The organism is Streptomyces sp. SLBN-8D4 (assembly GCF_049739545.1).
In the GTDB taxonomy this organism is placed as follows: domain Bacteria; phylum Actinomycetota; class Actinomycetes; order Streptomycetales; family Streptomycetaceae; genus Streptomyces; species Streptomyces canus_C.
On the sequence record NZ_JBMGQC010000001.1, the window covers coordinates 4774166 to 4786469 of the forward strand.

Below are 12304 nucleotides of genomic sequence, written 5' to 3' on the forward strand. Positions count from 1 at the left end.
CCCCGCGGGGTCAGGCCCGCGCCTGATCCTGCGGCCGGTACACCGCGAGGGCCCAGATCACGAAGAAGTCGATGCCGATCATGATGACCGACCACACCGGCGCGTAGGGCAGGAAGAGGAACTGCGCGAGCATGCTCAGCGAGGCCAGGAAGATGCCCGTCATCCGGGCCCAGGCAGCACCTCTGAGGATGAACGCGCCGGTGACGGCCGCGAGGGCGCCCAGGCAGAGCAGGATCACACCCCAGCCGGTGTGGTTGATCTTGTAGACGTAGTCGCCGACACGGGCCCAGACGTCGTCGTCCGCGAGCAGGGAGATGCCCTGGAGGATCGCGAGGACGCCGTTCATCAGCATCAGCACACCGGCGAAGACGACCCCGCCGGCGGCCCACGCGGCCTCGGTCGGCGTGGGTCCGAGCCCCGGGGCCGGCGTCGGGGTGGCAGTCGTGCCGGCGGACGACTGCGGGGCGTGCGGTTGCTGCGTCATGGCTGTGACCCGCCTTTCGTGGTCGATGTGCTTCGACCATCCGGCGCGGCGGGCCCGGCCACCATGGGAGTGGGCCGTACGGGTGACACGGGAGGTGCGGCCGCAGCGCGCCGGACCTTCACTGGAGGGACCTGCACCCGGGAGGCGAGATGACCCGCTGGACGGCGGCCGCGCTGCTGACGGCCCTGGCCCTCACCGGCCTGACCGCCTGCTCCGACGACGGCAGCCCCTCGTCGGTGGCGAGCAAGGTCGCGTCGGCCGCCTCCCGCGCCGGGGACGCCGTCGCGTCGGCGACGGCGGAGGCCGGCCGACGCTTCGACGACATCAAGAACGGCGTCGACGCCAGGGACGACGTACGGATCGGTACGCCCGCGACCGCCTCCGGCGGCCGTACCACCGTCGCGGTCACCGCCGCCAACAGGGCGGCCTCGGCGAAGTCCTTCGCCGTCCAGGTCGACTTCACCGACGGGACGGGCAAGCTGCTGGACGCGGTGGTGGTGACGGTGCCGGACGTCCCTGCGGGCGGCACCGGGAAGGGCACCGCCCGCAGTACGCACCACCTGTCGGGGGACGTACGGGCGAAGGTGTCCCGGGCGGTGCGCTACTGACGCGTCCACCGGCCCGCGCGGCCGGCGTGGGTCAGGCCATCCAGAAGAAGACGGCCGTCATCCGCTTCTCCTCCAGTGTGCGGCCGGTGTAACCGGTCGCGCTGTGCACCAGGTTGGCGTTGTAGAGGAGCAGCCGGTTGTACTTGTGCGGCACCCGTACGTCCTCCTCGAAGGCGTCGGGCGCGACGAACCGGGTGCCGAGTGCCTCGACGAGGTTGGTGTGCGGGGCCTGCACCACGTTGCCGCCGAGCCGGCCGCCGGGCAGGGACTGCCGGTAGAAGCTGGTGCCGCAGTCCTTGGGGACGCCGGGGTTGAGGTACAGCACGGCGGCGTACCGGCACAGTGCCCGGGAGTCGGTGTGCGGCCGGGGTTCGCTCTCGCCCTCGCCCACGACCTGTACGCAGTTGTGGTTGAGGGTGCCCCCGCCGGGCGCCTGCTGCACCCACAGCTTCCCGGCACCGGTCGCCTTGCGCACCAGCCGCTCCACGCTCGCGAGTTCGGCGGGTTCGAGTCCGGGCATGGCCCGCAGCCCCGGCCAGGTCTCCGAGGTGTACGGATGCCCCTGTACCCAGTCGTCCTTGGCGAGGCAGCGTTCCCGTACGGCGTCGGCATCCGGGAGCACGTCGTCGAGCACCCAGTAGTCACGGCCCTTGGTGGGCTTGCGGTACGGGAGGACGGGCAGGGGCCGCTGCGACCGCTGTGGCATGGACATGCAGCGAATCTAGGTCCGGGGCCCGTCAGGTCTCTCCCGCGATTTCCCCCGGACTTCCCCGCGAACCGGTCAACGGACGGTCAACGCGCCGCCCGTCTGTGACTACGGTCATCCAGGCAGAGCTGATGAACACTCACGCCCCCGCGTCCGTACTCCTGTGCGTCCGACCCGCCTCCCGGCGGGGAACCCCTACCGGGCAGGAGGCACGGTGCCACTCTCGCGCAACGCGATGGGAACGCTGGTCGTGGGCGGAGCCCTCATTCTGACGCTGGGCGCTCTCACGTACCCGTCCATGCTGGGTGTCAGTCAGGCTTCGACCGCGCAGGACAGAATCATCGCCCAGACGCAGTGGGGCCCGCTGACCGAGCAGGACCGCGACTTCGTCGTCAAGGTGCGCGCGGCCGGTCTGTGGGAGTACCCGCTGGGTCAGATCGCCCTGCAGAAGGGGACGACCCCGGAGGTGAAGGAGGCCGGGCGCCACCTCATCGACGGGCACGCGGCCCTGGACGACGCCTGCCGCAAGATCGCGCCGATGCTCAACATCACCATCCCGAACGTGGCGAGTCCGCAGCAGGTCGGCTTCGTGAACACGATCGACTCCAGCTCCGGCCAGCAGTTCGACACGAACTTCGCCAACATCCTGCGGGTGACGCACGGTTCGATCTTCAACGCGATCGCGAAGATCCGTTCCACCACCAAGAACTCGCTGGTGCGGTCGCTTGCCGACATGGCCAACGACACGGTGCTGGACCACATGACGGTCATGGAGAAGACCGGCTTCGTCAACTTCGACCAGGCCCTCTTCATGCAGACCACTCCGCCGAAGCTGCCCAGCAGTGACCTGACCCCGCCGGCCCCGCAGCCCGGCGCACAGATGGTCGTGCTCACCCCGCCGCCGAACCCGACGTCGACGCCGCTCGGGATCCCGGGCCAGAACGCGAACGGCGCCACCCCGGCCACGGGCGCGAGCCCGACGCCGACGATCGGATAGCCCTACCCGAGCCAGGCCGTGGTGTCCGGCCCCAGCAGCCCGTCCTCCACCGGGCTGCTGGTCAGCAGCACCTCCCCGGCGGGCAGCGGCACCGCGGTCCCCGACAGGTTGGCGACACACCGCCAGCCCTCGTGGCGGACGAAGTCCAGCACCCCGGCCGGCCTGGTGTCCGTCCAGGTGAGCTCCTCCCCCTGGAGGAGCTTGCGGCGCAGGCGCAGGGCGGTGCGGTACAGCTCCAGCGTGGAGCCCTCGACACCGTCCTGGGCCTCGACGGCGTATTCGGCGAACCACTGCGGCTGCGGCAGCCAGGCACCGCCCGCGCCGAAGCCGTACGACGGACCGCTCCTCGTCCACGGCAGCGGCACCCGGCACCCGTCGCGCCCCTTGCGGACCCGGCCCGTCTGCTCCCAGATCGGGTCCTGGAGCACCTCGACGGGCAGGTCGGCGGCCTCGGGCAGCCCGAGTTCCTCGCCCTGGTAGACGTACGACGATCCCGGCAGCGCGAGCATGAGCAGCGTGGCCGCGCGGGCGCGCCGCAGGCCCTGGGAGAGGTCGATCCCGGGGGCGTGGCCGCCGGACAGCAGCCAGGCGTTCTCGTCGGTGCCCGGCGGGAGCACGAGGCGCGAGGCGTGCCGTACGACGTCGTGGTTGGAGAGCACCCAGGTGGCCGAGGCGTGGGCCGCGCGGGCGGTGGCGAGGGAGTCGGCGATGACCTGGCGCAGTTCGCCGGCGTCCCAGGGCGTCTGGAGGTACTCGAAGTTGAAGGCCTGGCCGAGTTCGTCCGCGCGGGCGTACAGCGCGCGGCGCGGACCCGGGACCCAGGCCTCGGCGACGGCCGTACGCGGTGGCGTGTAGGAGTCGAGGATGGTGCGCCAGTCGCGGTAGATCTCGTGGACCTCGTCGCGGTCCCAGTAGGGGTGGCCGCCCGGGGGCAGCAGGTCCAGGGCCTCCTCCGCGACGCCGGGCAGGTCGCCGAGGTCGCGCAGCGGCTCGGTCAGGTCCTTGGCCAGCGCGTGCGCCACGTCCACGCGGAAGCCGTCGACCCCGCGGTCGGACCAGAAGCGCAGGGTGGTGCGGAAGTCCTCACGGACCTCGTCGTGGGACCAGTCGAGGTCGGGCTGCTCGGGGGCGAACAGATGCAGGTACCACTGCCCGTCGGCGACCCGCCGCCAGGCGCTGCCGCCGAAGACGGACTGCCAGTCGGTGGGCGGGAGTTCGCCGTGCGCTCCCCGGCCGTCCCGGAAGACGTACCGCGCGCGTGCCGCGGACCCGGGCCCGGCCGCGAGGGCCTCCTGGAACCAGACATGTTGGTGGGAGGTGTGGTTCGGGACGAGATCGACGATCACTTTCAGGCCGAGCCGGTGGGCCTCGGCGACCATGGCGCCGAAGTCGTCGAGGGTGCCCAGGCGCGGGTCGACATTCCGGTAGTCGGCCACGTCGTAGCCGCCGTCGGCGAGTTCGGAGGGGTAGAACGGGCTCAGCCACAGGGCGTCGGCACCGAGGGCGGCCAGGTGCGTGAGGCGCTCGGTGACGCCCCTGATGTCCCCGAGACCGTCACCGTCGGCGTCGGCGAAGCTGCGGGGGTAGACCTGGTAGACGACGGCCTGCCGCCACCAGTTCGGGTCGTTGCTGGAAAGGTCGGGCGAGGGGTCGGGCGTGGTGGTGCGGGCGGTCACGCGGGCTCCTCTGCAAGGCGGGTGCGGAAGTGCGGCCCATCAAGGCGACAAAGGGGATATCTGTCCACGTCGATGGAAAAGTGAACCTGGGTTGTGCGGAGTGAATGATTCCTGGTGTGTCGAAATTGTGATGGCCGCCGAACGGCCCCCGTATCACCGCAGGTTGACAGCATTCCGCAACGAGATCCACGATGTGTGAACACCGTGGCCCGTGTGACCAATGGGCCCAGTGTTTCTGATGCTTGCTGTAACCACTCACTCTCATCCTGACGGGATACGTATGTCCATAGCGAGACGTGTCACCATGCGGCGCCTGTTGGGGACGGGCGCCGCGACGCTCGCCTTCTCCGCTGCCCTCGCCTCCGTCGCCTCCGCCTCCGACTGCCCCGGCGGCAAGGGCTGGGACAACGGCGGAAGCTACAAGCCGGGTACGGGCGCCGGCTCGAAGACCGAGACCGACCGCTGCGAGTTCTCCCTCGACGGCAAGAACTTCTTCGCCTCGGTCAAGGTCGACGACCTGAACCTGAAGCCGACCGACGACGGCAAGGTGCACGTCAAGGTCCGCGCGGCGGGCGACGCGTCCACCTGCACCGCCTCTCTCGCGTCCTACCGCGCGCACGGCCCGACGTTCGCCACCTCCGGCGAGCAGGTCTTCCACGACTTCGACACCGTGACCGTCAAGGCCGGCTCCGTGGACTCCCTCGACATCTCGATCCCGGACCTCGGCTGCTACGCGCAGATCGACCTCTACCGGGGCAACACGAAGTTCGACGGCCGGCTCGACGCCAAGGACGGCCTTCCGCACGGCGACCTCCCCAAGGGCCCGGACCACCCGGTCATCAAGGACAAGCTGATCGCGGCCTGGAACGGCGGCACGAAGGACTGCACGACCACGCAGACCACGCCTCCGGCGACCCCGCCGGCCTCGGAGACCACTCCGCCGGCCTCGGAGTCGACCCCGCCGGCCTCCGAGTCCACGCCGCCGGCGTCCGAGAGCACGCCCCCGGCCTCCGAGACCCCGGGCACCGACAGCCCGACCCCGTCCGCCTCGGAGTCCACCACGACTCCGGGCGCCCCCACCCCGAACGGTGGCGGCGGTGACAACCTCGCCGAGACCGGCGCCAGCAGCAACACCCCGCTGATCGCGGGCGGTGCGGCGGTGCTGCTCGCGGGTGGCGCGGGCATCGTGCTCGCCACGCGTCGCCGCAAGGCTTCGCGCGCCTGACCCTTTCGCCTGACCCTTTCCGAGGGGGCCGTCCCACCGTTCGCGGTGCGGGCGGCCCTTCTGGGTTCAGTGCAGGGTGGGCCGGTAGACGAGCTCCTGGATGTTCCCGTCGAGCGTCCGGCTCTCCAGCAGCTCCAGATCGAAGTCCTCCGCGCCCCGGAAGACCGGGTCAAGGCCGGTCCGGCCGGTGATGACGGGAAAAACCGTCACCTGCACACGGTCGACCAGGCCGGCGGCCATCAGGGCCCGGTTCATCGCCAGACTGCCGTGCGAGCGCAACGGCACCTCGGACTCCTTCTTGAGCCGGGCCACGACCTCGACGGCGTCCCCGCTCAGGAGGGTCGCGTCCGGCCAGTCGAGGGGGCCCTCCAGCGTCTTCGACACCACCGTCGTCGGCAGGTTCTTCATCCGGGTGACCCAGGGGTCCCGCACGTCGTCCCCCTCACTGCTCTCGGCCAGCATCCGCACGAAGGCCCGGAAGGTGGTGGCCCCGAAGACCATCCGCTGCTCCGCGCCGTACAGGGCGAGACGGTGGTCGAGCAGCTCGGGGCCCTGCTTGCCCCAGTAGCCGCCCCAGTCGCCGCCGGCGGCGCCGTAGCCGTCGAGGCTGGAAAAAACGTCGAAGGTGTACGTGGCGGTCATGTCGTTCTCCGGTCTTCTGAAGGGATGTCCGTCTGTCCGTCCTCCCGGTAGACCCGGCCCGCCTCCGGAAGTCATCGCCGTACCGGATGCGTCGCCGTACTCGCCATGGCCCAATAAATCGAACACATGATTGAATCCGGGCATGCGATCGTTCCCCGACGACCTGGCCCGAGCACAGCGCGAGTGGAGTGCCACCTACCGGCAGCTCGCCGAGCGCCCCGGCCGCACCGAGCTGCGCCGACGCCTGCACCGGCTGTCGGCCCAGCTGTTCTTCCACCCCTACTGGCAGCAACGGCGCCCCCGCCCGGCGGAGTGGTGGGAGCTCCGTGATCTGGGGCGCCGTGGCAACGACGGGCGCGAACGGTCGCACTCATGACGGACCGAAGTGCGGGACCGTACGTCCCGGACGATCCTGAGGACATGTCCGGACCGATCCGCGTGATCGTGCACCCCCCGTCCCCCACCGGCGGCCGCCGTGTCCGCGTCGACGGCGAGATCCTCGGCCTGGCCCACAACCTGACCGACGTCGCCGAGTTCCTCCGCCGGGCGGGGCTGGAGATCGACGCGGCGGAGGTGGCGCAGTCGCCGTGGATCGAGTGGAAGGGGGGTGGGCCGGAACGGTGGGGGCCGGAGACAAGCGGCTGACGTACGGACAGCGGCACGACGTCCCGGCCGGGGGCCGGCTCTGACGCGGACAAGGCCGACAGGCGCCGGGAGTGACGCCTCTGTGCCACGGGCCTGTCCACGGCGCGCTGCTCCGGGCGCCGGGCCAGTGCATACGCGCCCCCTCGTCCGGTGCGCGGCCCGCCGCACGGCCGCGTGGCCGGCGGCTCCGCGGGGACGACGACGATCGCCGCACCTCCCCGGTCCCGCGTGGGCCGCCGCGCGGAATCCGTCCGCCCGGCGGCGGAGCGGCCGCGGCCGTCGTCGTCCATCTGCCCGACCCGCAGGGCACCCCCGACCCGCTTGCCCGGGAGTGCTACGGCACCGGGGACTTCCCGGTGCTCCGACCGCGGGCCCCCGCGAGCTCCGCCGCGAACTGCGCTCCCGTCAGCAGGGCCAGGTTCGACAGCCACAGCCAGACGAGGAAGACGACGACGCCGGCGAGCGAGCCGTACAGCCGGCTGTAGGCGCCGAGTGTCGAGGCGTACGCGGAGAAGCCCGCGGAGACCGCCAGCCACAGGCCCGCGGCCAGCGCCCCGCCGGGCAGGCTGTGTCCGCGCCGCCGCGCCGGAGCCGGGCCGGTACGGAAGACGACCACGACCAGGAGTGCCACCAGGCACAGCAGCACGGGCCAGCGCAGCAGGCTCCACGCCCAGGCGGCGGTGGAGTCCACGCCCGCGGCCCGGCCGGCGGCCTGCGCGAGGGGGCCGGTCAGCAGCAGGGTGAGCGAGCCGACCAGCAGCAGCCCGAGCAGCGCCAGCGCGGTGAGCACCAAGCGGTGCGCCTTGCGCCAGGGCGACCGCCGGTCCTCCACCCGGTGCATGCGGTGCAGGGAGCGGCGGAAGACGGCGAGGTAACTGGACGCCGACCACAGGGCGCTGGCCGCACCGGCCACCAGCAGGGGCCAGGCGGTGCGGCCGCCGCCCAGCGCGCGGGCCAGGACGGCGTGCAGGTCGGTACCGGACTGGGCAGGGGCGTACGCGGTGACCTGCCGGACGAACTCCTCCGCCGTGTCCGGGCTGATCATGCCGACCGCCAGGACGATGGCCAGCATCGCGGGCAGCACCGCGAGGATCGCGTAGTACGTCAGCGCCGCCGCGTCGTCCGAGAGGTCGTCGTTCCACAGCGACACCGGCGTGCGCCGCAGCGCGGGCCACCAGGCGGCGGGCGGCCGCGGCAGACGGCGGGGCCGGCGGGCGTCGTCGACGCAGGGCTCAGCGGACATGCGGCATGCGGTGCGACGCGGCGCTCAGGCGGACCCGGGCGCGCAGCTCGTGGGGCGCCACCGTCCGTTCGGCCTCCGCGGTCGCCGCGCGGAGACCGGGCAGGAGGGCGTGCGGGGGTGTGTCCGGTTCCAGCCGGACCCGCAGTCGGGCCTCCGGCCGCTGCGCCCGCCGGGACGGCACACGGGCCCGGTCGCGGGCGACGCCGGGCAGGGCGGCCACCCGTGCGGTCAGCGCCTCGGCCGGTGCCTGCGGGCGGACGGTGCCCTCTCGGGTCACGGGCCACCCGGACGGCAGCCGGCCGGCGACGGCGCGGTCCGTGGCGGCGGGCCACGAGCCCGTGCGGAGGAACAGGAGTCCCATGACGCCGAGAGCGGCCCGGTCGACGGTGCCACGGGTGCGCGAGATCACGCTCCACCTCCTGCGGTACGAGGGTGTTCCCGTACGGATGCCCGCTCCACGGCGCCGCAGACGGGCTCGGTGTCCGGGGCCGGTTCGGCGAGGGGCGGCCGCCGGACCGGCTCGGTCGCCAGAACAACTCACCGGAAACGGCCCGAGGGCGCCACGGGGAGTGGCGCCCTCGGGTTCCCGTTCATCGACGGATCGTCAGCTGGTGGGCATGAGCACGCTGTCGATGATGTAGACGTTGGCGTTGGCGGTCCTGACGTTGCCGCAGACCACCTTGGCGGAGTCGTTGACGGTGTACGACTCGCCGGAACCGGCGGTGGTCACCTTCGACTTCTCCAGGGTGTCGAAGGAGCCGTTCTCCAGGTCCTTCGGGGTGAGCTTCCGGCCGACGACGTGATAGGTGAGGATCTTCGTCAACTGGGCCTTGTCGTTCAGGACCTTGTCCAGCGTGGCCTTCGGGATCTTCGCGAAGGCGTCGTTGGTCGGCGCGAACACGGTGATGTCCTGGGCGTTGTTGAGGGTGTCGACCAGCCCGGCCTTCTTCACCGCGGAAGGTGGCGTTCGAAGGCGGCGGTCTCGTCGTCGGACAGCGCGTGCAGTGCGTAGGCACCCGTCATCCGGTGCAGGTCGACGGTCGTCATGCGGTCACCCCCGGGCAGTCGCGCAGCCGGATGAGTCCGTCGCGCAGTCGGGTCTTCACGGTGCCGAGCGGAAGCGCCAGCGCCTCCGCCACCTGGCGGTAGGTCAGTCCGCGGTAGCAGGCGAGGGTGACGGCCTGGCGCTGGATCTCGGTCAGGGTGCGCAGACAGCGCCGTACCTGTTCCCGTTCCAGGCGGGCCTCGACGTGCTCGACCACCTCGTCGTACTCGGGCAGCCGGTCCACCGCCCGGCGGTGCGCCAGGGTGAGGATCCAGTTGAGGGCCGTCCCGCGGTCGGAGCGGTAACGGGGAGCGGTCCGCCACACCTCCACGAGCACTTCCTGCACGACCTCCTCCGACTGCGCCTGATCACGCAGTACGGCGCGCACGACCCCCAGTACGGAACCCACCACCGTGTCGTAGACCCGGGCGAACGCCTCCTCGTCGCCCAGCGCCACCCGGCCCACCAGCTCCTGAAGATCGGGTTCCGCAGAGGGTTTTCTTCCGATGTGTACTGCTTCTTTCACCGCGGGCCTCCACGATCGGGACATGTCCGGGCGTAATCCGTTTCTGCGGCCGTCGCGGATTGGATGCGAAGGGCACCAAAATCCTTCGCCTCGACCTCCATCCCTCCCCTACGCTCACCCCATGCAGCGCGCCCGAGCCCTCGCCATCCCGTCGATCACGACGACGCCGGAGCAGGTCCCGGCGCGCTGACCGCTGACGCAGTCCGAAGCCCCGGGGCGAGTGCCCCGGGGCTTCGCCGTTCCCGCCGGTTCCTCGCCCCCCACCGCGAAGGAGAACCGCATGAACCCCGTGCACGACCACCGCCGACTCGGCCGTGAACTCGATCTGTTCGACACCGATCCGCTGATGGGCGCCGGGCTGCCGTACTGGCTGCCCGACGGGGCCGTCGTACGGCATGTCCTGGAGGAGTACGTCAGGGCGGCCGAGCGGGCCGCCGGATACCGGCACGTGTACTCGCCCGTGCTCGGGAAGCGGGAGCTGTACGAGATCTCAGGGCACTGGTCGCACTACGGCGACGACATGTTCCCGCCGATGCGGCTAGGTGGCGAGGAGGTCGTGCTGCGGCCCAGCCTGTGCCCGCATCACGCCCTCATCTACCGGTCCCGTTCTCACAGCTACCGCGAACTCCCGCTCCGCATCGCAGAGTTGGGTGGCATGTACCGCTCCGAACTCTCCGGCGTCCTCGGCGGCCTCACCCGCGTCCGCGCCATCCAGCTCAATGACGCCCACATCTTCTGCACCCCGGAACAGGCCGTGGCGGAAGCCCGCGACGCCCTCGCACTCATCCGCCGCGCCTACGACGACCTCGGCATCCGGGCGTCCAGGTACCGTCTGTCCCTCCCGGGAGACTCCGGCAAGTACGTCGCGGACCCCGCGCTCTGGCGCCGCGCCAACGCCCTCCTCGAAGAGGTCCTGGACGGCGTCGAGTACGAGTCGGTCGCGGGCGAGGCCGCCTTCTACGGTCCCAAGATCGACGTGCAGATCACCGACCCCGCCGGCCGGGAGTCCACCCTCTCCACCGTCCAGATCGACTTCCACCAGCCCGAACGCTTCGACCTCCACTACATCGGCCCCGACGGCGACAAACACCGCCCGGTGATGGTCCATCGCAGCATCATCGGCAGCGTGGAACGGGCGGTCGCGCATCTCGTCGAGACCCACGGCGGCGCCTTCCCGGTGTGGCTCGCCCCCGTGCAGCTCGTGGTCCTGCCGGTGGGCGACGCCCAGGAGGAGCAGGCCCTCGACGTCGTACGGCGGGCCGAGGAGCGCGGCATCCGGGCCGAACTCTCCGGCCCCGGCCACGGCACCCTCGGCGCCCGCGTCCGCGCCGCGCGCCTCGTGCCGTACCAGGCGGTGATCGGCGAGCGGGAGGCCGAGGCCGGCAGTGCGGCCGTACGACTGCGGGACGGCCGCAGGCCCGGAGCCGTGCCGGTCGACGAGCTGCTGGACCGGATCGGCGCCCGGGACGGTGATCGCGGGGCCGAACTCTGGGCGGCTGCGTAAGGTCGGTCCCGTACGCCAGTGACGAAAGGACCCCCGCCGTGACCGGTCAGCCCATCCCGGTGATCATCGACTGCGACACCGGTGTCGACGACGCCCTGGCCCTGTTGTTCGCCGTACGGCATCCCGGCATCGACCTGCGCGCGGTCACCTGTGTCGCAGGGAACACCGACGTCGACGGCGTGGTCCGCAACACGCTGACCGTCCTGGAGCAGGCCGGGGCCGGTGACATCCCGGTCGCCCGGGGTGCCGCGCGGCCGCTGATCGAGCCCGTGCGCACCGCGCAGCACGTGCACGGCCTCGACGGCATGGGCGACCTGGGGCTGCCCGCGCCGACCCGGGTGGCGGTGGACGTGGACGCGGTGACCCTGCTCAGGCGGGAGATCCTGGCCTCGCCCCGACCGGTCACGCTGATCCCGACCGCGCCGCTCACCAACATCGCGCTGCTCCTTCGTACGCATCCCGAAGTGGTGCGGAACATCGAGCGGATCGTCTTCATGGGCGGCGCGGTGGCGACCGGGAACGCCACGCCGGTCGCGGAGTTCAACGTCTGGCACGACCCGGAGGCGGCCGCCGTCCTGCTCACCGCCGGGGTACCGATCACGATGTACGGCCTGGACGTGTTCGAGCGGGTCGTCGTCCCGGCCGCCGACGTCCAGCGGCTGCGGGACAGTTCGGAGCCCAGCCTGCGCATGGCCGGCGAACTCCTCGCCCACCGCGACCCCGCCACCTCCGGCGACCCCACCCCCACGGGCGGCCTCGGCGACGCGGGCGCGGTCTGCGCGGTCGTCGACCCGGACGGACTGACCACCGAGCTGCTGCCGGTGGAGGTGAGCCTGGCCCCGGGCCCGACCCGCGGCCAGACCGTCGTCGACCGCCGCCGCCGTCCCGGTGAGTCCGAGCTCCACGAGGGCGAGCGTGAAGTGACCCTCGTGGACGTGGGGTTGGGCGTCGACGTGGAGCGGTACGTGAAGCTGTGGCTGACGGCGGTGGAGGGGGTCTAGCG

General features: G+C 71.8%; 14 protein-coding genes and 2 pseudogenes. 7 read left to right on the forward strand and 9 right to left on the reverse strand.

Annotation, left to right across the window (positions count from 1 at the left end; genetic code table 11):
• Positions 1 to 10 precede the first annotated feature (10 nt).
• Positions 11 to 484, reverse strand: coding sequence for a DUF7144 family membrane protein (locus tag RKD20_RS21495; protein WP_424879152.1), 474 nt, complete (start codon positions 482 to 484; stop codon positions 11 to 13).
• Between the two features lie 149 nt (positions 485 to 633).
• Here RKD20_RS21495 and RKD20_RS21500 point away from each other — a divergent pair, with 149 nt between their 5' ends.
• Positions 634 to 1092 carry a hypothetical protein gene (locus RKD20_RS21500; protein WP_424879153.1) on the forward strand — a complete coding sequence of 153 codons (459 nt, stop codon included), beginning with the start codon at positions 634 to 636 and terminating at the stop codon, positions 1090 to 1092.
• 31 nt (positions 1093 to 1123) lie between these two features.
• On the opposite strand, the gene RKD20_RS21505 is transcribed toward RKD20_RS21500, so the two are convergent.
• Positions 1124 to 1804, reverse strand: a complete 681-nt coding sequence (locus RKD20_RS21505) for a DUF6445 family protein (protein WP_424879154.1) — start codon at positions 1802 to 1804, stop codon at positions 1124 to 1126.
• A 229-nt stretch (positions 1805 to 2033) separates the two neighbouring features.
• On the opposite strand from RKD20_RS21505, the gene RKD20_RS21510 reads away from it, so the two are divergent.
• Positions 2034 to 2795, forward strand: a complete 762-nt coding sequence (locus RKD20_RS21510; protein WP_424883281.1) for a DUF4142 domain-containing protein — start codon at positions 2034 to 2036, stop codon at positions 2793 to 2795.
• A 2-nt stretch (positions 2796 to 2797) separates the two neighbouring features.
• Here RKD20_RS21510 and RKD20_RS21515 read toward each other — a convergent pair whose 3' ends face one another.
• A complete protein-coding gene (locus RKD20_RS21515) occupies positions 2798 to 4471 on the reverse strand; it encodes an alpha-amylase family glycosyl hydrolase (RefSeq protein WP_424879155.1) in 1674 nt (557 codons plus the stop codon).
• Between the two features lie 280 nt (positions 4472 to 4751).
• On the opposite strand from RKD20_RS21515, the gene RKD20_RS21520 reads away from it, so the two are divergent.
• The gene (locus tag RKD20_RS21520; RefSeq protein WP_424879156.1) at positions 4752 to 5696 is read left to right on the forward strand and encodes an LAETG motif-containing sortase-dependent surface protein; all 945 of its coding nucleotides are present in this window, start codon (positions 4752 to 4754) and stop codon (positions 5694 to 5696) included.
• A 66-nt stretch (positions 5697 to 5762) separates the two neighbouring features.
• On the opposite strand, the gene RKD20_RS21525 is transcribed toward RKD20_RS21520, so the two are convergent.
• Positions 5763 to 6338: a dihydrofolate reductase family protein gene (locus tag RKD20_RS21525; protein WP_424879157.1), complete on the reverse strand. Its 576-nt coding sequence runs from the start codon at positions 6336 to 6338 to the stop codon at positions 5763 to 5765.
• A 142-nt stretch (positions 6339 to 6480) separates the two neighbouring features.
• Between RKD20_RS21525 and RKD20_RS21530 the strand changes: the two genes are divergently transcribed.
• The gene (locus RKD20_RS21530) at positions 6481 to 6714 is read left to right on the forward strand and encodes a hypothetical protein (protein ID WP_424879158.1); all 234 of its coding nucleotides are present in this window, start codon (positions 6481 to 6483) and stop codon (positions 6712 to 6714) included.
• A 44-nt stretch (positions 6715 to 6758) separates the two neighbouring features.
• Positions 6759 to 6983: a hypothetical protein gene (locus tag RKD20_RS21535; RefSeq protein WP_391176962.1), complete on the forward strand. Its 225-nt coding sequence runs from the start codon at positions 6759 to 6761 to the stop codon at positions 6981 to 6983.
• 334 nt (positions 6984 to 7317) lie between these two features.
• Here the strand turns inward: RKD20_RS21535 and RKD20_RS21540 are convergent, their stop codons facing one another.
• The 5 genes and pseudogenes from RKD20_RS21540 to RKD20_RS21560 form a co-directional block, all read right to left on the reverse strand.
• Entirely contained in the window at positions 7318 to 8226 is a 909-nt protein-coding gene (locus RKD20_RS21540; RefSeq protein ID WP_424879159.1) for a YihY/virulence factor BrkB family protein, read from the reverse strand.
• A complete protein-coding gene (locus RKD20_RS21545; protein ID WP_424879160.1) occupies positions 8216 to 8635 on the reverse strand; it encodes a hypothetical protein in 420 nt (139 codons plus the stop codon). The genes RKD20_RS21540 and RKD20_RS21545 overlap by 11 nt, the downstream gene beginning before the upstream one ends.
• A gap of 195 nt (positions 8636 to 8830) precedes the next feature.
• A pseudogene (locus RKD20_RS21550) lies at positions 8831 to 9199 on the reverse strand (fasciclin domain-containing protein); the annotation flags it as partial.
• Positions 9184 to 9273 (reverse strand): annotated as a pseudogene (locus RKD20_RS21555) (RskA family anti-sigma factor); the annotation flags it as partial. The pseudogenes RKD20_RS21555 and RKD20_RS21550, both read right to left, overlap by 16 nt.
• Positions 9270 to 9797, reverse strand: coding sequence for a sigma-70 family RNA polymerase sigma factor (locus RKD20_RS21560; protein WP_424879161.1), 528 nt, complete (start codon positions 9795 to 9797; stop codon positions 9270 to 9272). The pseudogene RKD20_RS21555 and the gene RKD20_RS21560, both read right to left, overlap by 4 nt.
• 280 nt (positions 9798 to 10077) lie before the next feature.
• Between RKD20_RS21560 and thrS the strand changes: the two genes are divergently transcribed.
• Both thrS and RKD20_RS21570 read left to right on the forward strand, forming a co-directional pair.
• Positions 10078 to 11301, forward strand: a complete 1224-nt coding sequence (thrS, locus tag RKD20_RS21565; protein ID WP_424879162.1) for a threonine--tRNA ligase — start codon at positions 10078 to 10080, stop codon at positions 11299 to 11301.
• Between the two features lie 38 nt (positions 11302 to 11339).
• On the forward strand, positions 11340 to 12302 hold the full coding sequence (locus RKD20_RS21570) for a nucleoside hydrolase (protein ID WP_424879163.1): 963 nt from the start codon (positions 11340 to 11342) through the stop codon (positions 12300 to 12302).
• Positions 12303 to 12304: the final 2 nt, after the last annotated feature.